The 22,553-nt window shown below is 50.0% G+C and carries 21 protein-coding genes and 1 tRNA gene; 10 read left to right on the top strand and 12 right to left on the bottom strand.

Annotation, left to right across the window (positions count from 1 at the left end):
- Positions 1 to 86: 86 nt before the first annotated feature.
- Genes JIN82_RS05825 through tatC form a run of 4 tightly spaced genes read right to left on the bottom strand, consistent with a single transcriptional unit; the run spans position 87 to position 4,566 of the window.
- Complete coding sequence (locus JIN82_RS05825; protein ID WP_200310697.1) at positions 87 to 794, bottom strand: Bax inhibitor-1/YccA family protein; 708 nt, start codon at positions 792 to 794, stop codon at positions 87 to 89.
- A gap of 37 nt (positions 795 to 831) precedes the next feature.
- On the bottom strand, positions 832 to 2,100 hold the full coding sequence (locus JIN82_RS05830; protein ID WP_200310698.1) for a M48 family metallopeptidase: 1,269 nt from the start codon (positions 2,098 to 2,100) through the stop codon (positions 832 to 834).
- A gap of 54 nt (positions 2,101 to 2,154) precedes the next feature.
- The gene (locus JIN82_RS05835; RefSeq protein WP_200310699.1) at positions 2,155 to 3,036 is read right to left on the bottom strand and encodes a YicC/YloC family endoribonuclease; all 882 of its coding nucleotides are present in this window, start codon (positions 3,034 to 3,036) and stop codon (positions 2,155 to 2,157) included.
- 9 nt (positions 3,037 to 3,045) lie between these two features.
- Positions 3,046 to 4,566, bottom strand: a complete 1,521-nt coding sequence (tatC, locus tag JIN82_RS05840) for a twin-arginine translocase subunit TatC (RefSeq protein WP_200310700.1) — start codon at positions 4,564 to 4,566, stop codon at positions 3,046 to 3,048.
- A gap of 283 nt (positions 4,567 to 4,849) precedes the next feature.
- Here tatC and JIN82_RS05845 point away from each other — a divergent pair, with 283 nt between their 5' ends.
- Positions 4,850 to 6,046 carry a transposase gene (locus tag JIN82_RS05845; protein WP_200310701.1) on the top strand — a complete coding sequence of 399 codons (1,197 nt, stop codon included), beginning with the start codon at positions 4,850 to 4,852 and terminating at the stop codon, positions 6,044 to 6,046.
- 13 nt (positions 6,047 to 6,059) lie between these two features.
- On the opposite strand, the gene JIN82_RS05850 is transcribed toward JIN82_RS05845, so the two are convergent.
- Positions 6,060 to 6,689, bottom strand: a complete 630-nt coding sequence (locus tag JIN82_RS05850) for a DUF4126 domain-containing protein (RefSeq protein ID WP_200310702.1) — start codon at positions 6,687 to 6,689, stop codon at positions 6,060 to 6,062.
- A 68-nt stretch (positions 6,690 to 6,757) separates the two neighbouring features.
- Complete coding sequence (tmk, locus tag JIN82_RS05855) at positions 6,758 to 7,378, bottom strand: dTMP kinase (protein WP_200310703.1); 621 nt, start codon at positions 7,376 to 7,378, stop codon at positions 6,758 to 6,760.
- Positions 7,379 to 7,619: 241 nt separating this feature from the next.
- Here tmk and JIN82_RS05860 point away from each other — a divergent pair, with 241 nt between their 5' ends.
- Together JIN82_RS05860 and JIN82_RS05865 are read left to right on the top strand one after the other, a co-directional pair.
- Complete coding sequence (locus JIN82_RS05860; RefSeq protein WP_200310704.1) at positions 7,620 to 8,828, top strand: hypothetical protein; 1,209 nt, start codon at positions 7,620 to 7,622, stop codon at positions 8,826 to 8,828.
- 9 nt (positions 8,829 to 8,837) lie between these two features.
- Entirely contained in the window at positions 8,838 to 10,079 is a 1,242-nt protein-coding gene (locus JIN82_RS05865; RefSeq protein WP_200310705.1) for a hypothetical protein, read from the top strand.
- A 42-nt stretch (positions 10,080 to 10,121) separates the two neighbouring features.
- Here JIN82_RS05865 and aroE read toward each other — a convergent pair whose 3' ends face one another.
- A complete protein-coding gene (gene aroE / locus JIN82_RS05870) occupies positions 10,122 to 11,024 on the bottom strand; it encodes a shikimate dehydrogenase (RefSeq protein WP_200310706.1) in 903 nt (300 codons plus the stop codon).
- Positions 11,025 to 11,048: 24 nt separating this feature from the next.
- Positions 11,049 to 12,362: a glutamate--tRNA ligase family protein gene (locus JIN82_RS05875; protein WP_200310707.1), complete on the bottom strand. Its 1,314-nt coding sequence runs from the start codon at positions 12,360 to 12,362 to the stop codon at positions 11,049 to 11,051.
- A gap of 1,149 nt (positions 12,363 to 13,511) precedes the next feature.
- Here JIN82_RS05875 and JIN82_RS17455 point away from each other — a divergent pair.
- The gene (locus tag JIN82_RS17455; protein ID WP_267906507.1) at positions 13,512 to 13,640 is read left to right on the top strand and encodes a hypothetical protein; all 129 of its coding nucleotides are present in this window, start codon (positions 13,512 to 13,514) and stop codon (positions 13,638 to 13,640) included.
- A gap of 22 nt (positions 13,641 to 13,662) precedes the next feature.
- Here the strand turns inward: JIN82_RS17455 and nrfA are convergent, their stop codons facing one another.
- The 4 genes from nrfA to JIN82_RS05895 all read right to left on the bottom strand — a co-directional run bounded on the left by nrfA (position 13,663) and on the right by JIN82_RS05895 (position 19,015).
- Positions 13,663 to 15,174 (bottom strand): ammonia-forming cytochrome c nitrite reductase, encoded by a 1,512-nt coding sequence (nrfA, locus tag JIN82_RS05880; protein WP_200310708.1) that lies wholly within the window; start codon positions 15,172 to 15,174, stop codon positions 13,663 to 13,665.
- A 3-nt stretch (positions 15,175 to 15,177) separates the two neighbouring features.
- The gene (gene nrfH, locus JIN82_RS05885; RefSeq protein ID WP_234041801.1) at positions 15,178 to 15,807 is read right to left on the bottom strand and encodes a cytochrome c nitrite reductase small subunit; all 630 of its coding nucleotides are present in this window, start codon (positions 15,805 to 15,807) and stop codon (positions 15,178 to 15,180) included.
- A 146-nt stretch (positions 15,808 to 15,953) separates the two neighbouring features.
- Complete coding sequence (locus JIN82_RS05890; protein ID WP_200310710.1) at positions 15,954 to 17,729, bottom strand: cytochrome c biogenesis protein; 1,776 nt, start codon at positions 17,727 to 17,729, stop codon at positions 15,954 to 15,956.
- The gene (locus tag JIN82_RS05895) at positions 17,726 to 19,015 is read right to left on the bottom strand and encodes a cytochrome c biogenesis ResB family protein (protein ID WP_200310711.1); all 1,290 of its coding nucleotides are present in this window, start codon (positions 19,013 to 19,015) and stop codon (positions 17,726 to 17,728) included. Before JIN82_RS05895 ends, JIN82_RS05890 begins: the two co-directional genes overlap by 4 nt.
- 290 nt (positions 19,016 to 19,305) lie before the next feature.
- Between JIN82_RS05895 and JIN82_RS05900 the strand changes: the two genes are divergently transcribed.
- From JIN82_RS05900 to JIN82_RS05920, 6 genes are all read left to right on the top strand, one after another.
- Positions 19,306 to 19,464 (top strand): hypothetical protein, encoded by a 159-nt coding sequence (locus JIN82_RS05900; protein ID WP_200310712.1) that lies wholly within the window; start codon positions 19,306 to 19,308, stop codon positions 19,462 to 19,464.
- A tRNA-Leu gene (locus tag JIN82_RS05905) sits at positions 19,433 to 19,519 on the top strand. Before JIN82_RS05900 ends, JIN82_RS05905 begins: the two co-directional genes overlap by 32 nt.
- A gap of 497 nt (positions 19,520 to 20,016) precedes the next feature.
- Complete coding sequence (locus JIN82_RS05910) at positions 20,017 to 20,343, top strand: putative signal transducing protein (RefSeq protein WP_200310713.1); 327 nt, start codon at positions 20,017 to 20,019, stop codon at positions 20,341 to 20,343.
- Between the two features lie 22 nt (positions 20,344 to 20,365).
- A complete protein-coding gene (locus JIN82_RS05915) occupies positions 20,366 to 20,830 on the top strand; it encodes a hypothetical protein (RefSeq protein WP_200310714.1) in 465 nt (154 codons plus the stop codon).
- A 171-nt stretch (positions 20,831 to 21,001) separates the two neighbouring features.
- Positions 21,002 to 21,133, top strand: a complete 132-nt coding sequence (locus tag JIN82_RS17460; protein WP_267906508.1) for a hypothetical protein — start codon at positions 21,002 to 21,004, stop codon at positions 21,131 to 21,133.
- 283 nt (positions 21,134 to 21,416) lie between these two features.
- Positions 21,417 to 22,460, top strand: a complete 1,044-nt coding sequence (locus tag JIN82_RS05920) for an endonuclease/exonuclease/phosphatase family protein (RefSeq protein WP_200310715.1) — start codon at positions 21,417 to 21,419, stop codon at positions 22,458 to 22,460.
- Positions 22,461 to 22,553 lie beyond the last annotated feature (93 nt).

Below are 22,553 nucleotides of genomic sequence, written 5' to 3' on the forward strand. Positions count from 1 at the left end.
ACTGACTGAGTGATAGAGATGACAGATGCAAAAAAAATCCGTCCAGCCTTAGCTGAACGGATTTAATAAAGTTATATGTTAGCGTGTTATTCGCGCGACATAAATATGCGCAGCACGTACCAGAAGAGTAGAGCGACGCTGGCAAAGAGTTCGAGAGAGGCTGCTACGTATTGGTCTGTTCCGTAGTGGTGGATGATGTTGCTAGTACCGTAGAGGATGTAGCCACCTGCCACGAGACACATGATAGCAGAGAATAGGATACCCAGCTCAAAGCCACCGATGATAGATATGACAATGACACCGATGCCGATGATCACAGCCATTTTCAACATGCCACCTAGGAATGAGAAATCTTTGCGCGTGGTGAACGCGATGGCGGTGAGTGCGGCAAATAGGAAGAAGGTTACGCCGCCAGCTTTAACCAATAGATCACCGTCTGGCGCCATACGTAGAGCCAGTAGAATCATTGGTAAAAAGATCACAGCCTCAAGCGCAATGTAGAAGCCTAAGCCTAGATATTGCATGCCTAAGCTAGTGCTGTTATTTGCCCATCTTGTAGCTAGCATCGAGCCTCCCATGAAGGCGCCGAGTACGATAAGCCAGCTGAGGGATGACTTTCCTAGCAGGCCAAAGACGGTTTGTTCAATATTTGGAATGCTCAGTAACATTGCCTCTAGCACAATGAACGCGAGCACGGAGCCAGCTAGGTGCCAGTAGGTTTTGCGGATGAAAGCTGAGCGGGTGTCGACGTCAGTTTGGGCGACAGTATATGGGTTTGCGTAGGATCCGTTCATTGTAGATTAGAGTTTGGGTGCCGTTAGTTTAGAAGACTTAGCTGTCTTGGCGATGATTTTCTAATTTTTTTAAGGCATCAAGACGGGTGAGCATTGGTGGGTGTGAGTAGTCGAGGAAGACGGGCAGCGGGTGAGGGGTTAGGTTGCTGAGATTATCTGAGGCGAGTTTTTTCAGCGCGCTGATGAGGTGGGCTGGAGTTTTCTGGATTTCCGCGGCGTAGGCGTCAGCTTCAAATTCGTGTTTGCGGCTAGACATATTGCCAATCACTGCAAGTACACGTGACACTGGTGAGAAGAGCAGCGAGAAGAAGATTAAGCCCGCATAGGTAGAGATCTGGCTAACACCAAAGGCGTCAAAGAGTTCTCTAGCAAAAGCGCCATCTTTGTTGGTCACTAGCCCGAGCAGGAAGAAAATCACAGCGGTCTGCACGATGCCAAAAACGAGGCGCTGGATGATGTGTTTCTTCTTAAAATGGCCAACTTCGTGGGCTAGAACACCGAGGAGCTCGTCGGTGCTTTGGTTTTCTATCAAGGTGTCAAACAAGGCGATTTTTTTGCGTTTTCCAAAACCTGTGAAAAATGCGTTAGATTTGGTGGAGCGCTTCGACCCGTCCATCACGTAGATCTCGGTGAGTGGGAAGTCACACTTTTTAGACATCTCTTGGATCGCTGATTTCAGCTCGCCGTCTTCCATCGGCTCAAACTTGTTGAACAAGGGGAGTATATAGGTGGGGGCTAAATAAGTCATCAGCAGCTGGAATGAGGTAAATGCTAACCAAGCCCAGAACCAGGCGTTGTCTACGGATTCAAAGATCCATAAAACCATGGCTAGTAGCGGCAGTCCTAGCAGAGCCATCAGCACGAGCCCTTTGATGAGATCGGTGATGAAGGTGGCTGGAGTGGTTTTGTTGAAACCAAATTTCTCTTCGATAACAAAGGTGCTGTAGATATCAAATGGCATGTGGATGATGCCGTTAGCCACCATGAGCACGCCGATGTACACTAGGCCGTTAGTGATTTCGCTGTAACCTAGAGATCTAACCCATACATCTAGCTGGCCAAATCCATTGGCAAACCAGAAGACTAGCAATACTCCTAAGCTGAAGCTGGCTTTGATGATGCCAAAGCGTTCGCCCACTTTGGTATATTGCTGGGATTGAGCGTATTTGTCGTCATCGTAGATTCCCTTGAATTCTTCAGGCAGCTCAGGCTGCAGTGATTTCATGTTGAGAATGGCGGCGACGAAGTCGAGGTTCCATAGCGCAAAGAGCGCGATGACGATAAAAACAGCGGTGGCGTTGTCCATGAGTTAGGTGAAAGTTGGTGTGTATCCCAGCTGGCTGGAATGGGTTGAGCGCGCTTATTCGACGTTCTGAATTTGCTCGCGGATTTTTTCCAGCTCGGTTTTGGAAGTAACAATCAGCTGAGCTAGAATGGCATCGTTAGCTTTAGAGCCAATGGTATTGAATTCACGGTTGAGCTCCTGACAGAGGAAATCTAATGGTCTGCCAGATGGCTCGTCATTTTGCAAATACTCATGGAAGCGGCGCAGGTGTGAGCGCAGGCGAGTTGTCTCTTCTGAAATGTCGCAGCGGTCGGCAAACAGGGCGATCTCTTTGACGATGCGTTCGTCTGCTAGATCGACTTCCAGCTCAGCTTCGCTGAGGCGGCGCTGAAGGTTTTGACGGTAGTTCTCTAGCACACTAGGGGCGTGGGTTTCTATCTGATCAGCCAGCTGGGCGAGTGAGTCGAGCCGCGCATTGATGTCGGTTTCGAGGTCATCACCTTCGCTAGAACGCATGTCGACAAGGTTTTTCAGAGCGTCTTGCAGTGCTGGCTGGATCACAGTCCAAGCGGCATCGGCATCAGCTTCTTCCTGGTCGAAGGTGAAAACCTCAGGGGTGCGTAGAAAATCACTAGCAGCTGGAGTTACCGAGCGTTCTAGTGTTGCTGATAGACGAGTGAAGGCTAGTTCAAGAGCTTTTGCCAGCTCAAGGTTGACGTCGACTTGAGCGCCAGCCGAGGCTGATTTCTCTATGGTGATGGCGACGTGAATACGACCGCGCGAGACGCAGCTGAGGACAGCCTTACGAATGCGCGCTTCTAGCTCTGAGTAGCTGCGCGGCATCTGCACGACGACTTCCCCTTGCTTGCGATTGACGGAGCTGATTTCAACTCTAGCGATAAGCTGGTCGCCAGCGTGTTCGGCGCGGCCGAAGCCGGTCATGGAGAAAATGGGCATATTGGTAACTTAGGTTGGTTTGTTAGTTTTGTCGTCGTCAGAGTCATCACTGTCAGCTGAATTTTCCTCAGTTGATGATGATTCTGTTTTTTCCTCGTGATCGTCTGGGAAGTCGATGTCGTGGTCGTCATCGATTTCATTACATGATTCATCGGTCTCACCATAGGTGATTTCGGATACAGGTGTTAGTGTTGGGTAGAAGCTGTCGTCATTGCTATCTACGCCGATGATTTCACCGTCGTCGCATTCTTCACCTTCTCCGTCAGCGTGCACGTCGTCGCTCCAGTGGTCGTCATCTTCGTCGTGGACGTATTCGTCCTCGAATGGATCGTGGTAGCTGTCATCGGCTGGATGCGCTTCTAGGCCTGCGGCGGGAACGATGGCGGCACCATATTTCTCGCGATATTCTTGCTCTTCAGCAGCTTCTTTCTCGCGTTCTTTTTTGTTATGGAAATATGCCAGCCAGATACAGATTTCATAGAGCACGTACATAGGTACAGCTAACAGGCAAAGCGTGAGGGTATCTGGAGTTGGTGTGATGATGGCTGCTGTGAAGAAGATGGCTAGAATGGCGTAGCGGCGCGTATTAGACATCATCTGGTAGTTCAGCAGGCCAATTTTAACCAATGTCATAACCACAACTGGTAGCTCGAAGCCTAGACCAAAGATCAGGGTGAACTGGGTGGCGAAGGTGATGTAGTGGCCAATACGCCACTCGTTAGATACACCGAGGTTGTTGCTGTAGCTGTAGAAGAAATCTAGCACTTTCGGCAGTACGACAAAGTAGGCGAATAGTACGCCAATGAGAAAGAGTCCAAAACCGATAGCCATCGCTGGCCACATGGCGCGCTTTTCTTTTTCCTTCAGCCCTGGCAAGATAAACTGCATGATGAAGTACAGCAGCATAGGGAAGGAGATGATGAGACCTGAGAAAAATGCTAACTTGAGGGAGAGCATGAAGCCCTCTGTTGGGTTGAGTGCCTGCATGTAGAGCATGCGGTCACCAGCACCTGTGTCGGCATTAGGTTGTTTGTCCTCGGCTACGAGCTCGAGGACCTGCTTGCGCATTTTGTCATCCATGCCGGGTAATTTTTCGACGTAGGCGAGCCGCTTTTGTTCATCTTTGATGAGCATGGCTGTGCGGTAGTAGATGACGCACTCGCTGTGAAAGCTGAGCTGCGGGTCGTCGAGGTGTTTGAAGAGTAAGCGGCGCTGTCCGCTAGTAAGTGGGGCGGCTCGGTCGGCAATTTCTTTTGCCCGTTCCCATGTGTCGACGTCGATTTTGACTCCTGTCTCTTTAACATCTGGCAGTAGTTGACCTTGGCTAATGTCCCACAGTTTGGCCACCGGTTGGCGGATGATTTTCATCAACGAGTCACTGAACGCCCAGCAAATCACTGTGGCCAGGGCAAGTGTGATAATCACACGAGTCACCATGATTCTGAGATCGTCGAGGTGATCTAAAAATGGTTTTTCGTGTTCCGGATTCGCTTTTTCGCGAAGGTTGAAAACTTTTGTGAGCAGAAACATGTGTGGTGACAGCTATTTAAGTCATGAACGCCATACAACAAAGGCGATATTTTCGCAAAGAGGATCTTTTTTCATCTTTGCTTGGATATGGCTCCCTATACGGCATGGAGACACCGCATTTTTCGCTCTGTAAGCACAGATAATATCTCGGTGCTTTGGGAGCTTTGGGTGTTTTTTGGCTTACTTTAGACTGCGAGCAGCTCTGGGAGTTCGTGGTGACTACTAAAAGATGCACGGCATTTTTTGAGGTGCAAGCCACTGATCCTGTGCGATATTGGTGATTATGAAATCTCCAGAACCATTGCAGAATCGTCCAAAACCAGCGGCAAGGAAGCCACTAACGCCGCTGCAGTTGGCGGATTGTAAAACGGGTTTTTCTGGTGGCGCGGCGGGCATGATTTGTGCGCCGCCGTCTGGCGGGCATGTTCGCATTGTTGGCGATGATCAGCACTCCTACTGTTACCACGTGATGAGCCGCACGGCGGGAGGAGATTATCTGTTTGGCGACCAGGAAAAAGAAGCGTTTTTGCGCATCATGTGGCGCATGGCGCGCTTCTCAGGCATAAAGATACTGACTTATTGTTTGATGGATAACCATTTTCACTTGCTCATTCGCGTGCCTAGCAGGGTGAAATTCAATGCCAAATTTGAAGCCTATGAGTCACAAGGTCGGCCAGACGAAAGACCGTCGCAAACCAAGCAGCAAGGGGAAGAGCGGCTGATCGACCACCTGCGAACGCTGTATAGCAAAGCGTACATCAGCCAGCTGCGAGCCGAGCTGGCGCACATGCGCGCCCATGGCATGGAGCGCTATGCTGATGAGCAACTAACTAAATACAAAGAGCGATTTTGTAATTTAGAAAAATTCGTCAAAGAACTCAAAGAGCGCTACAGCCGATGGTATAACAAAACTCACGGTAGGCGCGGTGCGCTGTGGATGGGGCGCTACAAAAGTGTATTGGTAGAGTCGACTAACAAACCAGCCGAACACGAAACCGGTGAAGATTTCACCGCGCTGCACGCCATCGCCGCCTACATCGATCTTAATCCAGTTAGAGCGGGCATCGTTAGCGATCCAAAAGACTACCGCTGGTGTGGATACGCCGCCGCGCTGGCTGGCAGCAAACGCTGTCGCTACGGGCTCTGCGAGGTGATGCGCGTAGCGCAAACTAGCTGGAAGAAAAACGCCCATCGATACCGACTCTGGCTGATAGAAGATGCCGCCGTGACTAATGATAATGCCAAATCCCAGCTAGAAAATGAACGTGCTAGAGATGGCAAAATCTCACCCGCTGAGCTACTACGGCATAAAATAAAATACTTCACCGACGGCGTCGCCATCGGCGGCAAAGCCTTCATCAACAATCAATTCAGAACTCACCGCAAAAAATTTGGCAAGCAGCGCAAGCAAGGCGCCAAAGCTATGACCTCTGAAAACTCAGCCTGTGTAATCTACTCACTGCGCAAGTTTTCCAGCTAGAGAAAGTGTCCTGTTAGCCGGCCCACTTGAGTCGTTTACATAGCTGTTTGCATGAAGCACCTACTTTTTTCAACTGCGAGTAGGCGAAGCGCGACAGGAATAGCGCAAAAATGACGAGGGCGAGGAAGGCAAAAAACGCGATAGCTGGGTTGAGCGCCATGAGCGAAAGCCCGCCGATGACGATGGTATCTTCAGCCACGCTGGCCCCGACGCTGGTGGCAGTATTAGTCGTCGGTTCAGGGATGAGGTTTGTCACTAGGCGCATGCCGGCTTTTGCCGAATGAGTAAGCAGCGATGTGCCGCCAGCTAACATCGCCGCGATGACGGTGATGCTAGGGTCCATTTTTCCTAAGGCAGCTAGAGCGAGCATGATGCCGCCAGCTGGACGGATCACAGTGTGAATGCTATCCCAGGTGCTGTCGACCCAAGGGACTTTATCGGCAAAAAATTCGATGAGAAAGAGGACGCCAGCAACGCCAAGAACCCAATCGTTGCCCAGCGTGGCAAGTGCCATATGCTGTTCAGCCAGCTCTACCCACTGGAAACGCACCGCGATTCCAGCTAGGAATACGGTTAGGTAAAGGTTGAGTCCAGCTAGCGAGGCAAAGCCGAGGGCTAGTCCGAGTTGCTCGATGATTTCCATAACTTAGGAAGGTAAACCAGATATGATCACTAAGCGATGGTGAAATCCGCTGGATTTTGTAACGATGATTATTTGCTGGCTGATTTCAGTTGGCTGCGAGCGAGTTCTAGCAGTTGGCTGTGAATTTCCTCAATGCTGCCTGTACTTGGAACCACTCGGGCAAATGGTTCAGGTTTGAGCGATAGGAAAATATCTCGGCAGCGGCGCAAGTTTTCCGCTTTTTCAAAGTCGTTAGTGGTATCACCCCGCAGGCCAATGCGCTGGTGGGCACTTTCCACATCGAGGTCGAGGATGAGCAACAAATCTGGCTGGGGGGCAAAGGCCTCATTTTTTTCGCGAATCATTGTTGGATCTAGTCCGCGAGCGCCTTGGTAGGCCATGGTGGAAAAATAGTAGCGATCGAGAATGACAATTTTCCCCTCAGCCAGCGCGGGTAAAATCAGCTGGTCGAGGTGCTCGGCTCTATCTTTGAGAAAGAGGTCGAGTTCGTCATCTATCGACAGTCTGCCAGTGCTCGCGCTTTCGCGTAATACTTTTCCGTACTGGCCATTCGTCGGTTCAAAACTTTGCACCACCTCGTGACCATCGGCTCGCAGAGCCTCGGCTAGCATTCTAACTTGAGTCGATTTTCCCGTTCCATCGATGCCTTCGATGACGATAAATGTGCCGCGATTAGGTGAGTCTTGCATAGTTGTTGGCCAACTAGATCACAGCTGGCGTGCATGGAGAATCACAAAGTCAGAATGGGTCATGATTTTTGATCGTTTGTTCGCTGGCTGGGAGCCCCCCTGATAGGGTAATTATATCACTGAAGAGCAGATGATAGCTTGTCTTATAAGCGGTCAAAGGTGCTAGAATCAATCAAACAATTCCAGAAAGCTCGCTTGCTTATGGTGGAAATTTGGGGTGTTCTTATATCAGCAAATGAACATGGAAGATCACCCAGCAAATCGGATTAGCGACCCAGACGAACTAGCAGCCGCACGCAAACTCGAAGAAGAGCGCGTCAAGGCTATGAGCGCAGCACCACGGCTCGCTGTTGAGCCTAGGCGTCGTGTTAGCAAAAAAGCGGAAGCACAACTAGATCCCCAAGCTCAACCAGCAGTTGTTCCTGTAGAACCAGCTCCCACTGTGGAGCGTGATGTTGGCATTTCCGAACAGGAAGTGCGTAGAAAGCAGATTGGCAAAATGCGCCGGGACAACGTCGTTTTTGAAAAACGCCAACGCACCAAGTCACCCGAGCAAAGGGAAGAGGAGCAGTGGGCGACGGAGCAGAAGCGCACAGACAAAGGCGTTTCTGGAAAATTCGTAAAGTATTCCTTCTTTGCTGTTGTCGGTTTTGCCGTGGTTATTTTGAGCATTGTGGCCCTGGTGAATAAAAAGGCGCCGGAGGAAGTGGTCGAACAGCCAGAAGTTAGCTACCCATACTCAGAGGAGGCCTTGCTGGAAGATGACAAAGACGAGCTATGGTTCCATGAAAATTCTAACCGTATCCATGAGTTAGCACTTCAACAGCTCAAGGATTTTTACAAAGCCGAAGATACGGACAACATGCGCAGTGCTGCTAGACTGCTGCGCTCTGACGACAGCTTTACCTCTTCAGCTGCGCAATATTACTTTTTCCCACGTCTACGATTGGACGACGACCGCAACATCCATTGGGGGGTAAAAGCAAATGGCGCCAATTCTTACCTCATTCTGAATGGTGTAGAAAAAGATTTCATGCCAGCTAGTGTGTATTTTGTACGAGATGGAGATGGGCTGAAAATCGACTGGGACGCGTCAGTTTGCTTTAGCGATATTCCATTTTCTGACCTAGAAGAATATCAAGAAAACCGCGCGTTAATTATGCGTGGAATTCTAGCAAAGCGTGGTGATTTGTACTTAGGGCCATATACAGCAGACGAGTACTCAGCCTATACATTTTCCTCTGTAGATAAGTCAAAATATGTCTGGGTATATGTGGAGAAAGACTCAGCCGATGACGAGCAGCTCAAGGACATGCTCAACTACGGGCGTTTTGTAATGAACTTACGCAAAGGGACTCAAGCTACATTAAAGCTGGCAAGAGGCCGAGATTCATTGGATAACCAATACGAGCTGCGCAGCATCGTTAGCGACGGCTGGGTCTGTGAATAAAATCAAATTATGAGTCAAGGGTTCTATCATTGTCACGTTTGCGGTGAATTTTTCAAATCACCTGTGCCTCGGGCTATCGGCGGATTATGTCCAAATTGCAAACAACCACCGGAGAGCTCACCTGAGCAAAACGCCGCTAAGGCAGCCGATGAACCCTTTGATGATACCTCATTCCAGAGCGCGGAGAGCTTCGCGCTGACGGAAGAACAAATCGAAAACGCGCGCCATCACGAGAGCCATGAGCTCAAAAAGAAGCTGAAAAAACAACTGCGGTCGCGGCTGATTTTGTCGGCTTGTTGGGCCAGCATCCTCATCGGCGCGATTGCCTTTTTTGAAATAACTCGCGATATCGCTGAAGAAGAGGTCGACGAGCGTGATAAACAAGCTGAGCTCGAAGAGGTGCTGGCTGCGCGCAAACGCATGCGCGAGCAGAACTACGTGCGCAATGTAGCGCCAAAGGCACACAGGATTCTAGCTGGCTACCTGAACAGCCGGGACCAAATCAAACGGACTCAGTTAGTGATGGATAGTACGCGGCTGGCTCCTATCATGGTTTCTTATTACGACAGCCATCCGGCGATGAGCGTGAAACCTAAAGACCTTGATCTCAAATACTATCGTTATGTTGATATTGACGGCAACTCAGGCATTGAGACTCGCTGGTCAGCTGATGGGGCGGAAGAATTTGAAGCCTTCTTCCTCGATCAAGAAGGTGAGTTGAAGTTAGATTGGGAAGCTCTGGTGAAATTCAATTCTCGTTCGTGGCCATTGTTTGCCACGGGGAAAGCTGGCGATGAAGGTGAGTTTCGCCTGTACCTGAGAAAACACCAATACGAAGGTGCTACGGAGAACTCAGACATCGTGCTCGACCTCTATTCACCTACACTCACGGGCATTGGTTCCATTGGTGGCGTAGAAAAAGTTTGTCGTGTCTCACGTGATTCAGAGGTTGGCGAGAAGCTTGTCGAGCTGATAGAAGATTACAACAAAGGCAAAGCGGCCTTTGGTTCTGGATTGGTGAAATCTGATCCAATCAACTACATGCGCGCGCGGGTGAAGCTTCGCCTCGTTGCAGAAGGCAACTTGATGCGCATTGAGATGGTCGACGTGCTAGCTAACCACTGGAAGGCAAATAGCCTGCCAGCTGGATTTGGCGATGACGACGGCGTGCTAGAAAGCAAACCACTGAGTGTGGAAGATTTCGAAGAAGGCGCTGATAGTAAGATGCCTAACGTCGAGATTTTACAGTAAACATCAGCTGGATAATTTCCAGCTGAGCTACATTTGCTCCGCCTATAAAATGGCGGATTTCATCAGCTTGGTATTTGGCTGTTGGCCAAACCAAGTTTCAAAGGCCAGTGCGCCCTGATGAACTAACATTGAAAGCCCGTTGCTAGTTTTGCAGCCGGTTTCAGCCGCAGCAGCCATCAGGCTGGTTACGGGTGGATTGTAAATCGCATCGTAAACTAGCTGGCTGGCATCGATGAGCTGCGCGTCCATCGGCAGTGGATCATCGCTTTTCAGCCCAAGTGAGGTTGCATTGATAATCAGCTGGCTAGATTTTACTAGCTCGCCAAATGAACTATCAGTTGGAGCTACGGCATGGATGTTAGCTGGATCTAGCTGGAGCTGTTGGATGAGCTCGTCTCGTACAGCTTCCACTTTGGCCACCGTGCGGTTAGCAAGCGTGAGCTGCGGGCAGCCAGCGCGAGCGCACTGAGTGGCGATTGCCTTACCAGCACCACCGCCAGCACCGACAATCAAAACCTTGAGGTCTTTGAGTTCGACGCCAAAATCATCTTTGATGGCATTGAGCAGGCCGGGGCCGTCGGTATTGTGACCGTGCACGCCATCGTCTGAAAATGTTAGTGTATTACATACGCCAAGCGCACGAGCATCGTCGCTCAGCTGGGTGCAGTTTTCAAAGGCCTCTTGTTTGTGAGGCACGGTGACATTGCAGCCGATAAATCCCAGCTGGCGCATTCTATCAATCGCCTCGTTGAGCATTCCAGGCTCAACTTCCAGGCGAATGTATCGGCAGTCGATGTCCAGCTCGTCTAAAGCAGCTTGATGCATCTGCGGCGAAGCAGAGTGCTTGATCGGGTAGCCTAACACAGCCAGCTTGGCTGGTTTGTCAGCTCCGGCATCGAGTGTTTGGCGATCGCATAGATCAGCTAGCGTATAGACGGCTTTCATCGTTTGTTAGTGATTGGTGATAGTTTAGCCAAGTAGCTCGAGCGTGCGCTGAACACGACGGATGCTTTCGTCTTTGCCGAGGATATCGAGGATGTCGCCGAGGTCAGGGCCGCCAGCTTTACCGCTGAGCGCCACACGTGTTGGGAACATCAGTTGGCCAGGTTTGGCGCCTTCTGCTTTAGCGGTTGCGCCGATGGTTGCTTTAGCTTCACTCCAGTCAGTGAGCCCAGCAAAGGCTTCAGCCAGCTTAGCTAGCAGTGGTTTGGCGAGAGCATTTTTCTCTAACTTAGCCAGCGCGTCTTCAGCAAATACGTAGTCTTCTTTGAGGAAAAACTCGATGGCTTCAGGGATCTCCTTGAGCAGAGAAACTTTTTCCTGCACAGATGCGGCGATAGTGGTGAAGTTTTCTGGCAGCTCACCAAAGGCCTCGAGGGCAAATGGTTTTGCGGCTTCGGCAAATTCCTCAGCGCTGAGTTTGAGCAAGTGCTGTTGGTTGACCCACGCACATTTTTCGATATCAAATTTTCCAGGTGAGCGGTTCACACCTTCCAAGCTGAAGCGCTCGACGATCTCGTTGATAGAGAAAATCTCGCTATCATCTTTAGGCGACCAACCAAGCAGTGAGATGAAATTGAACACCGCTTCTGGAAGGAATCCTTCTGGCGCGTAGGTTCCAACAGCTGCACCCTGATCGCGCTTGCTCATCTTTGAGCCGTCCATGTTGAGGATCAGCGGAAGGTGAGCGTACTTTGGTGGCTCAACGCCAAAGGCCTCAAACAATTGCAGGTGCTTTGGTGTATTCATTAGGTGATCGTCACCGCGGATCACGTGGGTGATGCCCATCGTTAGATCGTCTACCACATTTACAAAATGGAATACGTAGGAGCCGTCGGAGCGTTTCACCACCATGTCTGGGGTATTAGATTCGTCGGTGTAGTCGACGGTCACCTCGCCGCAGATCATGTCCTGCATCACCATTGGCTTGCGCTCAAAGCGGAAACGCCAGGCACCTTCGTCCTCATAGACGCGGCCAGCTTCTTCCAGCTTGGCAAACCATTCGTTGTAAATTTCATCGCGCTGGCTCTGGTAGTACGGTCCGTGCTCGCCGCCAGTTTCTGGTCCCTCATCGTCGTTGAGTCCCAGCCAGTTCATGCTGTCAAAGATGGCGCGACGCGCTTCTTCGGTATTGCGTTCTTTATCGGTGTCCTCCACGCGCAGGATAAATTCACCACCATGTTTGCGGGCATACAGCCAGTTAAACAATGCGGTGCGGGCGCCACCAATATGTAGGTAGCCAGTCGGCGAAGGAGCAAATCGTGTTCGTACTACAGTTTCCACCTCGCTGCTTTACTACGTCAAAGGCTAGCTGGCAAGAACCAGCTGTGCGCATTCTCATCTAGCTGGCCAATTCAATGGGGCGAATTTTATTCCGCGTGCGATGTCAGCGGGTCGCAGATGCCTCTCGTCAGCTGGGAAATCCCCCAGAAAAACCCGAAAATTTTCATGAAAAACGGCTGGAATGCATATAAATACGATGCACTGAGTATTCTGTGATAAAAAATGCCGTGCATTTTTTTTGCAGCCAAACCCGGAGGGTTTATGGATTTTAGCCGTGGGTCAAGGAGCGCAGCGAGTGGCACCCACAGGCAGGAGTTCAATCGTTGATCTGCCGAAGGTAGAGTGGAACGGGCTAGCGAGCCAGTCAGCCTGAAGGTGATGCTAGCAGCGGCTGGGAAATACTCGGGAAAAACCCGAAAATTTTTACGAGAAACGGCTGGAATGCCTATAAATACGATGCACTGAGTATTCTGTGATAAAAAATGCCGTGCATTTTTTTCACGGATTTTAGCCGTGGGTCAGGGAGCGCAGCGAGTGCCACCCAGGGCAGGAGTTCAATCGTTGATCTGCCGAAGGTAGAATGGAATGGGCTAGCGAGCCAGTCAGCCTGAAGGTGATGGTTGCAGCGGCTGGGAAATGCTCGGAAAAACCCGAAATTTTTTACGAGAAACGGCTGGAATGCCTATAAATACGATGCACTGAGTATTTTGTGATAAAAAATGCCGTGCATTTTTTTGCAGCCAAACCTTGAAGGTTTACGGATTTTAGCTAGGTGGTGATGGTTTTGTCAGTGGGCGGAAGCGCGTTGATGGGAATTCCATTTCCCCTTCGGGGGACGCATGGTTTTTTGGGCGAACCACGGGTTGCACTCGCTTGGGCTCGTTGACCCGCGGCTAAATTCTGTAAGCCCTCCGGGCTAGCGAGTCAGTTGAACCAGCTGGCGATGGTCATTTTTAGTTAACTGCGTGTTAGCTGGCGCCGGTTCTAGCACACTTTCAGCGTGCGGGGTGTTGTTGATGCCAAACCCACGGCTGAAGCCGCGGGCTTTGTTCTGCAGCGCTTTCAGCGCGGAATGGTCCTGGGTGGTTCCAGCTGGGGTGGTTCTTTCTAGCTGATCATGGTCTAGCTAGCGTTTTGATTTCAGTTCTCATGTCAGAGATTTGGGCACAAAAAAAACAGGCCGCTGGGATGGCGGCCTGTTGGAGATTGGTTTTCCAGCTGGCTGGAAATCGACTAGCTGGAGATTGTTTGCTAGAATGTGGCCAGCTAGCAGTCTAGCTGGCTGAGCTACTAGTGATGATTAGTAGTCGCTCTTTTTGTCGTCGACGTTTGCTGGCGTGTCCATTTTGCTTTGGCGCTCGGCAGCTTTTTTGTCCCACTCAGGGAAGATTTCTTTCTTCGCCTTTTGTTTCATTTCTTCTTCCATGGCCATGTCTAGGCCGATGTAGGCTTGTGCTTTGGCTTTGCTAGAAATGTCAGGAAGTGGCACTGGATCTGTAACTCCGTGAGTCCAGAGGATCTTGGCGAGCAGGCGGCGTGATTCCTCGGCTTTTTGGATGGATGTGCCGAGTACTTCCAGCGCGGTATTAGGTGCGTGGAATCCTGATCCGTTAGCAGCAGCTACCCAGTCCCAGCGCCACTGAGCGTGACGGATGAGGGTGAGGGCAGGTTTCATTTCCTCTTCGGTAGCACCAGCATCCCAAGCGGCTTTGGCTTCGATGTGGGCGGTGGCCAATGTTTGCTCGACGATCTTTCTCAACCCCATGACTTTTTCTTGGCGTGAGTAGACGTTTTCTAGCAATGTTTGCTCGCTCTGGCGGTGACAAACTTGGCATGAGTTCGCTACGTTGTTGAGTGGGCTCTGGATTTTGTGGTCGGTGAATTTGACCGCACCTTCGCTCTTGTAAGGCATGTGACAGTCGGCACATGAAACGCCGCGCTCGGCGTGGATGCCGGTCATGTAGAGCTCGTAATCTGGGTGCTGAGCTTTCAGCATTGGCGCTTTACTCAGCTTGTGAGTCCAGTCGCTAAACTCGATCTCATCGTAGTATTCTTCCATGGATTCAGCAGAGAAGCCTTTATCCCATGGGAAGGTGAGGTAGTTCTTTTTGCCGTCGCTTTTATCAAAGTAATATTCCACGTGACACTGGGCACAGACCAATGAACGCATCTCGTTGTGAGTGGCGTCGTTGATGTCTTCGCCGCGGCGAGCGAGTGCTTCCGCTAGCGCTGGGCGAGAAATGCGCAGGTTCATGTTTTTAGGATCGTGACAGTCTTGGCAACCGATGGTGTTGACGATCTCGTGGCCGCGGTCAAACCAGCTGCCATCGTAAAATTCAGCCACACCTTGTTCTTCCATCACGCGAGGCACGTCTGTGCTCTTACAGCTCCAGCATGTGGATGGCATGCCAGCGTTGGTGCGGTAGGTATTGCGAATATCTTCCACGGCGTAGTAGTGGCCGCGTCCTTGTTCGTAATCTTTAGCAAAACCGTATCCGGCCCAGAGAACGACGAGGTTTGGATAATCTTCGAGGTAGTCGCGGTGGGCACCGCCGCCATTGAGACTGCGGAATGAGGTGTCCTTAGTATCCATGTAGGTCTCGTATTGGCGCGGGAAATTGGCGCCCCATACTTCGTTACGTGGTTCCCAATCGGCAATCGGATTGACCATGCCAATTTGTTTTGCCTCAGATCGGCGTTCCATGATGGAGCTAGCTAGCAGGCCAGCCACAATGACTGCACCTACGGTGGCGCCGAAGACGAGCCAACCGACCCAGGGTTTTTTTTCTACTGTATCGCTGATGCTTTTCATTGCTTACTCTTGGTTTTTAAATTCGATGCTTTGTTTTTCTTTGAGCTCTTGGCTGAGCCATTTTGGCAATGGATCGCTAAGCTGGGGAACGCGTGCGTGTGGTACGGACGAGAGGCTGTTGACGCGACCGTGAGGTGTTTGGCGGTGGCAATCCCAGCACAAGGTGCCGTTGCCTGCTTCTGCGTCGTCAAAGCTGATGGCGAGGTGATTGGTATCGCCAAGAAGGTTTTCGTGGCAGCGGATGCAGTTTTCCTGAATCACACGCATGCCGGGTTCGTGAACTTGAATCACCTGCGGCTCTAAGCGGAAGGTGAACATGTAGCCGTGACGGGCGCCGTCTTTGGCTTTAAATAAGTACTTGCGTAAATAGTTGTCGTTAGGAACGTGACAGTCGTTACAAGTGGCTACCTTGGCGTGGCTGCCGCGTTGCCAGGTAGCATACTGCGGAGCCATGATGTGGCAGTTCATGCACGCTTCGGGCTCGTCGGATAAGTACGAGGTGGCATTAGAGATGTGCAGCACGCTGGCAGCGGTGCCAACAAGAATACCTAGCATGACAATAACTGGGAGCACCCAGCGCTTAGGAGGTTTGATCCAGTTGACTAACCGGGTGATGGAGTGAAACAGTTTCATTTTGCAGCGCGATGAGCCACATCGCAAGGTCACAAGTAAACATAGGTTTGTGTACTTAACAAGTATGAATTAAGTGTTTTACTGAAGTATAGCTCTTTTATTCGTGATAAAATCAAACAAAAACTAAATTTCAGGTGACGTGATTCTCACGACTCTTTGGTCCTGTGTTTCTTAGCAAGCGAGGCGATGGCGATCAATGTGAGCGCCGCACAAACGATGGCAAGTTTCTGCATGGCGCCCTCGCGGAATCCATAGGAATGCAGGCCGATGCCAAGTAAGTTAGTGCCAAACCACGACCACGAGGTGATCACCATGCTGAAGATGCCCATGGCAATGAATCCACGTACGCGGCACAGACCTGATAGGCGAGCGTGCAGCATGATGGTATTCCATAGCACAATCATCAGCGCGCCATTTTCTTTGGGGTCCCAGCCCCAGAAGCGGCCCCAGCTCTGGTCGGCCCAAATACCGCCAAGGATGGTGCCGATGAATGAGAATAACAGCGCAAAACAGGTGACGCCGTAGATCAGCTGGTAGCTTTGTTTTACCTGTTTGTTAGTGAAACTCCCACTCAGCCAGCTGCGCAGCGTGTGGGTGATGGCGAGCAGACCTAGCAGGTAGTTAGCCGAGTACCCCAGCGTGATGATGATGACGTGGGTGGCTAGCCAGAAATTACTATCCAACACCGCTTGTTTCACCTCCATGGTATCACCGTCAAAGGAGAGCTGATAGGCAATGATGAGCGTGGCGGTTCCGATCACGCTAGCTATGAATCCGCCAATGCCATTTTTCAATAACTTAGATTCTATCAGTAGAGCAAAACTAATAGCGGCCCAGCCAATGAAGACCGCTGAGGAATAGAGGTTAGTCACAGGTGGACGACCTGATAGGTAGACGCGCATGGCCAGCCCGCAGGTGTGGATGACCCACAACGTAGTCAGTAGCGTCATGGCTACCGTTAGCCAGCTAGCGGTGCGCTGGCTGGAAAAACTCCAGCTAGCGAGGATGATGAGGCCAGCTAACAAATACAGCGGTAATGAGCGCTGAAATGGTGCCAGCTGGTAGAAGGTGAATTCGTGATCCGCCTTGTGCAGACCATCAGGAGTGCTCGTTCTAACTTGCTCAAGGTAGCTGGCGCAGCATTGCTGGAAGTTTTCATCTGGCTGGCCATTTGCTGCCTGATAGGCGTGGGCTAAAGTAAACCAGTTAGTCTGGCCATCATTTCCAGCTGGCCATGCGACGGCAGGATTTTTTGCCAAATAGGTGCCGAGGTTTTGCCACTTTGTTAGCGGCTGTTTTTCATCTGCTGGCGGAACTAGCAGCAGCTTGAGACCTTGGTTGGCGGTGACGATGGTGATGAGCTCTTGCTCGGTGAGCACTTCGCCAGCGGCAATGTGAGCTGGCAGGCATTGGCTGAGTTCACGGAATGTTTTGAGCTTTTTGTGCAGCTGTGAGATCTGCTGGTCGAATACCGTGAGCTGTGGTTTCTCTTTGGCCTCGGCGCGCTCAGCTAGCTGGGCAATCTTCTCCATGCCCGGCTGGATTTGCTGGTAGCTGAAGTTCTTTTCCGCGCTCGCTTGCTCGCCAAAAAGCGCTTTCACTTCCTCGTTTTCTACCCGAAAACACGGACGTGTAGATGCTAGCTCTGGCAGGAAAAGGACCTCGGCAAACCATGCGCGTGGGCCAAGCTTTTCACCCGTTTCCTTTAGCTTGATAGATGACTTGCCGCTGAGCGACATCAGCTGGTTGCGCGCATAGCTATCAACTGGCTGGATGCGGCCACCTGAGACGATGGGGATGGCGGCAAATTGATCCCAGCTAGATTCTGCTTGGCGTTGGTTTTGCCAAATAGTTAGAGCGAAGTAGAGCCCGACGATGGCGACGGTCGCCAGCTGGATGATTCTGTGGCGAGATGATTTCATGAGGCTTTGTTAGCTGGTGAACTAGCTGGTTTGAGGAATCTTGTTAGCGAGAAGGAGAACTGGAAAATCAGCCCGAAGGTGACCAGCGCAAAGGCGATGTAGGGCAGCGGCCAGCTAGGGTTTTTCACCACATTGAGCACGGTGCTGTCCTCCTGACTGCCAAAGCTGTGCTGGAATAATGTGAATCCATCTTTGCGCAGCGGGTGGTTCATCCAGATGCTTAGTTGGCGCGAGCTAGCGCCATCGGGTTCTATCAGCGTGACCTCAGAGCGGTAATCTTTTGGTGTTTGGGTGCCTGGGTAACGGGTGAAGGTAAAGTCGTCTAACTGGACTGCAAATGGGAGATGGATGCGCTCTGGTCGCAGCGAGATCTCGTAGTTATGACCATTGTATTCAAAACGATCTGGTGCATGGATGCTAGTGGTGCAGAAGAATTTGCCAATCGATTCATTAGAGCGAGAATCTCTCACTTCTATCAATGCCGCTGGATGGTTTGGCGGGTTGTTATTTTCCAGATGGTTATACGGCTGTGGCTGGAAGGCAATGTGCAGCCCTGAGCCGCGGTTGCACGGTGGATGGTAGTAGCCGGTTTCCTCGGTGTGCCGTGGAATGATTAAGGCATTGGGGAAAAAGGTGAGCACCTTGATAGATAGCTGGCTAGATGGATCGACGACTGGCTCGTCGACTAGAAAATCATTCTGCAATACGGCAAATTCTCCATTTGGTCGGCCAGTGGCTGATGCTGCCGAGCTCATTGAATTAACTGAAGTATCATTAGCTGGCAATTGCTTCAGGCAGATTTCGGTATGCATGGGGGTGACTTTTTCCGCGTAGTTAGACTGACCTCCCTCGGGAATATTCATTTTCCCTTCCTGGCTGAAGATGCCGGTGAATAGCTCGCTAACAAGCAAGAGCAAAACACCAATGTGGATGGCCCAAATACCTAGTTTTTTCCACTTCAGCTGGTAGTGGAAAATAGGAGCTAACAGCAAGTTGATGAGCAGCAGTCCGCCAATCAAATAACCGCCCGGCAAAAATAGCCGAAATAGTACTTTGGCTGGCTCGGTCGTATCGTCGGCGGAATGGTAAACTGGCGTGGATTTGAAATCGTAATAACACCAAAAGCTGCGAAAGAAGCGACGCTGGATTTCCCATATCCCTTGGTCTGCCTGCGCAATGGTCGCAAAATAAACCAACACCATCGCCGCTACTAACAATCCAACGGTAAGCCGGATTGAGGCCAGCGGAGCCAGCGCTCGCCACAGGGGTGATTTTGTTTGCGTCATATGGCGCATTCAATCACCCGCAGCCACTTTTAGCAAAGCTGAATCTTTTAAGTGTTTGATTGATATCGCTAGCTAGCTGGCTTGAGCGTCCACGCTGCAAACGCGCATGGAGACAACTTTGCCATTGTCGAGCACTCGGGTTGCCAGCTCGACAAAGCCATGACGGTCGTGAAATGCAAGTGAGCTCGGGTTAGCTGGCTGGATATCAATCTCAGCGGCAATCAGCTAGTGGCTCATAGGACTTATAGGACTTATAGGAACGTCCAGCTCGCTGGTCGGTAGGCGGCACCATGGAAATCATTGAAAGTAAGCTGGCTGGTGGGGGATACGCTGGTATCTCAAACACGCTGGCGCATTTTTTTTGCGAAAACTTGTTGCAATTTTCCGCCACAAATGATTTCTTCCGCCAACTTCAAGGCGCGCGTGGCGGAATTGGTAGACGCGCATGATTCAGGTTCATGTGGGGGCGACCCCGTGGAGGTTCGATTCCTCTCGCGCGCACCATTGAAGTATAAGGGATTGAAGGCCATCTATAACAAATAGATGGCTTTTTTGTGTTTTGGTGGTTGGGATGCCAGCTACTTCAGGACCTCAGCTCATAAGGTCTGCGATCTCGCGTAGCTGGCTGGGTTGGCAGGTGACATCCAAGATGTTGGGTGAGCGTGAGGGAAATGTTTTCTAAGCACAGATTGCGCAGATTTCGATTTTATGAAACCCACACATGGCTAGCTTGGGAAGCTAACTAGTGTGATTGACCCGCTAGCTGAGTTTTTTCTACCACGTCGAGAGCCATAGCCAATCTGTGAAATCTGCGGTTAACTTCTATGTTGTTCTGTCTGTGGTAAGAGCTATTTTGTTGACCTGAGTTAGAGATCTATCATCATGCGACAAGCTGACATTTTCTATCAAGCAAATCGCTAAGCTTATGCTTGGCTAATCTCGCCACTGAGAGCATAGAATTTCTAGTCATCAAAGTGCCCCACACATCTTGAATATAAATCATGAAAGAGCTCTACCGCCATAAGGACCATTCAACTGTAGCCTATTATAAGTCGATTCTAGAAGCCGAGGGGATAGCTGTGATGCTTAGAAATGAACATGCAACAATGTCAGGTCTATCGGACATACCGATTCCAGAGTTCTATCCTAACATTTGTGTCATGAATGATGAGGATTACCCTCGCGCATGGGAGATTATGAAGCGCACGATGGTGACAAATTCTGAGAAAGCTAATCTGGAAGTGGCTTGCTCCAGCTGCGGAGAAATCAATCCCGGTAATTTTGATTTGTGTTTTTCGTGTGAAGAACCCTTAGAGTTAGCCAATTAATTAAAAAGCTCGATCATTAGAAATGAAGACTAGGCAACTCTACCTCACCCTCATAGCTGCGCTCTGGTGCTCTGCGCTGCATGCGAGTCCGATGCTTCGTCTCGTTGAGTCTAAGGAGCAACTCACGAAGATTGGCGCCGGTGTAACTAGTCAGATGTTTGATGACTCGGTCTCGTTCGCGGTCGAGTGGAAGCCCGTAGATCGTGAGCCTGGAGCAGCGCCAGCCCGTTTGGATTTACTCTATGCTGCAGGCCCTGATAGGGAGTGGGCGGAACAGCTACAGGTCAGATTCGAAATACAAGCTGACGGCGTGATACGAGCTGCATTCTCAGTTCCCCTGGGGGGAATAGACTTCGGGAGCCTGATCTTCAGGGGGCCGACAAATCATGAGGTGTACCGCTTGCCGCTGCGAACTGTTGTGGATGATTACCCGGATCTTTTCGATGATCCTTTCGCGGAGCCCAAAAAGATTAACAAATCGAACTAAGTGAGGAAAGTGACAAAGCTCGTAACAAGCTGCGAATCTTCTCGCTAGTTCACCTTTCCCATTCTGAGAGCTAACAGAAATGTTAAGCTCGTCGCCAGCCAGCTCTGTTGAATCTTTGCCAGCTTTCCATAATATGAAGCCAGACATGTTGCTCTCTGAGATTAATCGTCCATGCACTCCATCATAGCTCTAGATGCCAAGATATTTAGTCTATCAAACAGCAAAGGCATTGACGCCATCTTGGAGGCTGTGCCGCAGGGGGCAGTGGGAATGGTGAAACCATTAAGTCTTACAGCCAGCTAGCTATTTCATTGACTCATTAGAGTTTTCTATCATCCTTCGGTAAATTCAAAGGATGATCTATCAGGCAGTGAACTGTAGCGGGCATTCTCTGAAAACTCAAAACTTCACACGAATAAAATTTGCAGGTGATTCGCTAGCATGAACGCTCTCAAGTTAACAAATCAAGATGCCTGTCAGCTGAGCAAAAGCCATGATGGTGATCTTAGTTGGGTTGGGAGCGGAAATATATAAGCCTCAAATTATTATAACGAATCAATATTGTTATTAACAATCTATATAAGCTATGAAAATCATTTTACTCTTACTCTTTATGAGTACACTTTGCCACGCGAATAAAGCTGAGTTTAGCATCCTACAATTTAATATATGGAACGAGGCTCATCGTGTGAAAGATGGTATTGATCACATCGCTACAGCCATCATAGAATCTGATGCTGACATCATCGCATTTTCAGAAGTCCGTAATAAAAAGGGTGACTGGCATGAAAAAATTATTCAAAAACTAGCTGAGAGTGGAAAGACCTATCATGGCAAATTTGGAGGTGGTGATGTTGGTCTGATCAGCCGTTTTCCTATCATAAAAACGGAAGTCGTTTTTGATAAAACTAAGATTGATAGAGGATCTATCATCGCCTACCACTTAGAGCTGACTAACAAACAAGAGCTTGTTGTCTGCAGTGCTCACCTTGATTGGAAATACTATGGGCTGAACCTTGTCCGTGGGTATAATGGGGGCACTCCTAAATTTAAGCTTATCGATAAAGACAAGGATGGGGTGCCTGACTATGAGCTGGATGTAGATAAAATCATTTCATATAACCAGTCTTCTTATAAGGGACCGGCTATCAAAGCTTTTTGTGATTATGCCAAATCACCTCAGCTTAAAGGTAAATCTATCATTTTGGCTGGCGATTTTAATGATGGCTCCCACCTCGACTGGATTGAGTCAACCAAAGATCTATATGGTCACGGAGGTCTCGTCATTCCTTGGAAAAATAGTCAGAAACTGAAATCAAATGGCTTCATCGATGCTTATCGTGAGTTATACCCAGACCCAGTGACCCATCCAGGGATCACCTGGCCAAGCCCGGCATACGAGCAAAAACCAACGACCTGGACGCCGCTCTCCGATGAAAGAGACCGCATTGATTATATCTATTATCGAAAGCTCAACCTTCAGGCAAAAGATGCATTTATCGTCGGCCCACAAGAGAGCTATCAGTTTAACAAACTCATTAAAAATACCGGCCAAGATCAATTTATTTGTGATGAAATCCATTGGCCATCCGATCACAAAGGCGTGCTGGTTAAATTTAGCTTCCAGTAAATCACCACGCGGAGGCTGCTGAGCAATTTTCTAACGTCGCTCTGAGATTCCTCATCGTGGTCGTAAAAATCCTCCCCATCATCCCAGCTCAGC

Source organism: Persicirhabdus sediminis, from assembly GCF_016595495.1.
GTDB lineage: Bacteria > Verrucomicrobiota > Verrucomicrobiia > Verrucomicrobiales > Akkermansiaceae > Persicirhabdus > Persicirhabdus sediminis.

What these genes read in the sequence shown, in the direction of transcription:
- JIN82_RS05825 (WP_200310697.1), bottom strand. Translation starts at nt 794, where the DNA reads ATGAACGGATCCTACGCAAACCCATATACTGTCGCCCAAACTGACGTC.
- JIN82_RS05920 (WP_200310715.1), top strand. Translation starts at nt 21,417, where the DNA reads ATGAAAATCATTTTACTCTTACTCTTTATGAGTACACTTTGCCACGCG.
- JIN82_RS05890 (WP_200310710.1), bottom strand. Translation starts at nt 17,729, where the DNA reads ATGAAATCATCTCGCCACAGAATCATCCAGCTGGCGACCGTCGCCATC.
- JIN82_RS05860 (WP_200310704.1), top strand. Translation starts at nt 7,620, where the DNA reads ATGGAAGATCACCCAGCAAATCGGATTAGCGACCCAGACGAACTAGCA.
- JIN82_RS05845 (WP_200310701.1), top strand. Translation starts at nt 4,850, where the DNA reads ATGAAATCTCCAGAACCATTGCAGAATCGTCCAAAACCAGCGGCAAGG.
- JIN82_RS05900 (WP_200310712.1), top strand. Translation starts at nt 19,306, where the DNA reads ATGGAAATCATTGAAAGTAAGCTGGCTGGTGGGGGATACGCTGGTATC.
- JIN82_RS17460 (WP_267906508.1), top strand. Translation starts at nt 21,002, where the DNA reads ATGCACTCCATCATAGCTCTAGATGCCAAGATATTTAGTCTATCAAAC.
- JIN82_RS05895 (WP_200310711.1), bottom strand. Translation starts at nt 19,015, where the DNA reads ATGACGCAAACAAAATCACCCCTGTGGCGAGCGCTGGCTCCGCTGGCC.
- JIN82_RS17455 (WP_267906507.1), top strand. Translation starts at nt 13,512, where the DNA reads ATGTCAGAGATTTGGGCACAAAAAAAACAGGCCGCTGGGATGGCGGCC.
- nrfA (WP_200310708.1), bottom strand. Translation starts at nt 15,174, where the DNA reads ATGAAAAGCATCAGCGATACAGTAGAAAAAAAACCCTGGGTCGGTTGG.
- tatC (WP_200310700.1), bottom strand. Translation starts at nt 4,566, where the DNA reads ATGTTTCTGCTCACAAAAGTTTTCAACCTTCGCGAAAAAGCGAATCCG.
- JIN82_RS05830 (WP_200310698.1), bottom strand. Translation starts at nt 2,100, where the DNA reads ATGGACAACGCCACCGCTGTTTTTATCGTCATCGCGCTCTTTGCGCTA.
- JIN82_RS05915 (WP_200310714.1), top strand. Translation starts at nt 20,366, where the DNA reads ATGAAGACTAGGCAACTCTACCTCACCCTCATAGCTGCGCTCTGGTGC.
- JIN82_RS05865 (WP_200310705.1), top strand. Translation starts at nt 8,838, where the DNA reads ATGAGTCAAGGGTTCTATCATTGTCACGTTTGCGGTGAATTTTTCAAA.
- nrfH (WP_234041801.1), bottom strand. Translation starts at nt 15,807, where the DNA reads ATGAAACTGTTTCACTCCATCACCCGGTTAGTCAACTGGATCAAACCT.
- JIN82_RS05850 (WP_200310702.1), bottom strand. Translation starts at nt 6,689, where the DNA reads ATGGAAATCATCGAGCAACTCGGACTAGCCCTCGGCTTTGCCTCGCTA.
- JIN82_RS05835 (WP_200310699.1), bottom strand. Translation starts at nt 3,036, where the DNA reads ATGCCCATTTTCTCCATGACCGGCTTCGGCCGCGCCGAACACGCTGGC.
- aroE (WP_200310706.1), bottom strand. Translation starts at nt 11,024, where the DNA reads ATGAAAGCCGTCTATACGCTAGCTGATCTATGCGATCGCCAAACACTC.
- tmk (WP_200310703.1), bottom strand. Translation starts at nt 7,378, where the DNA reads ATGCAAGACTCACCTAATCGCGGCACATTTATCGTCATCGAAGGCATC.
- JIN82_RS05910 (WP_200310713.1), top strand. Translation starts at nt 20,017, where the DNA reads ATGAAAGAGCTCTACCGCCATAAGGACCATTCAACTGTAGCCTATTAT.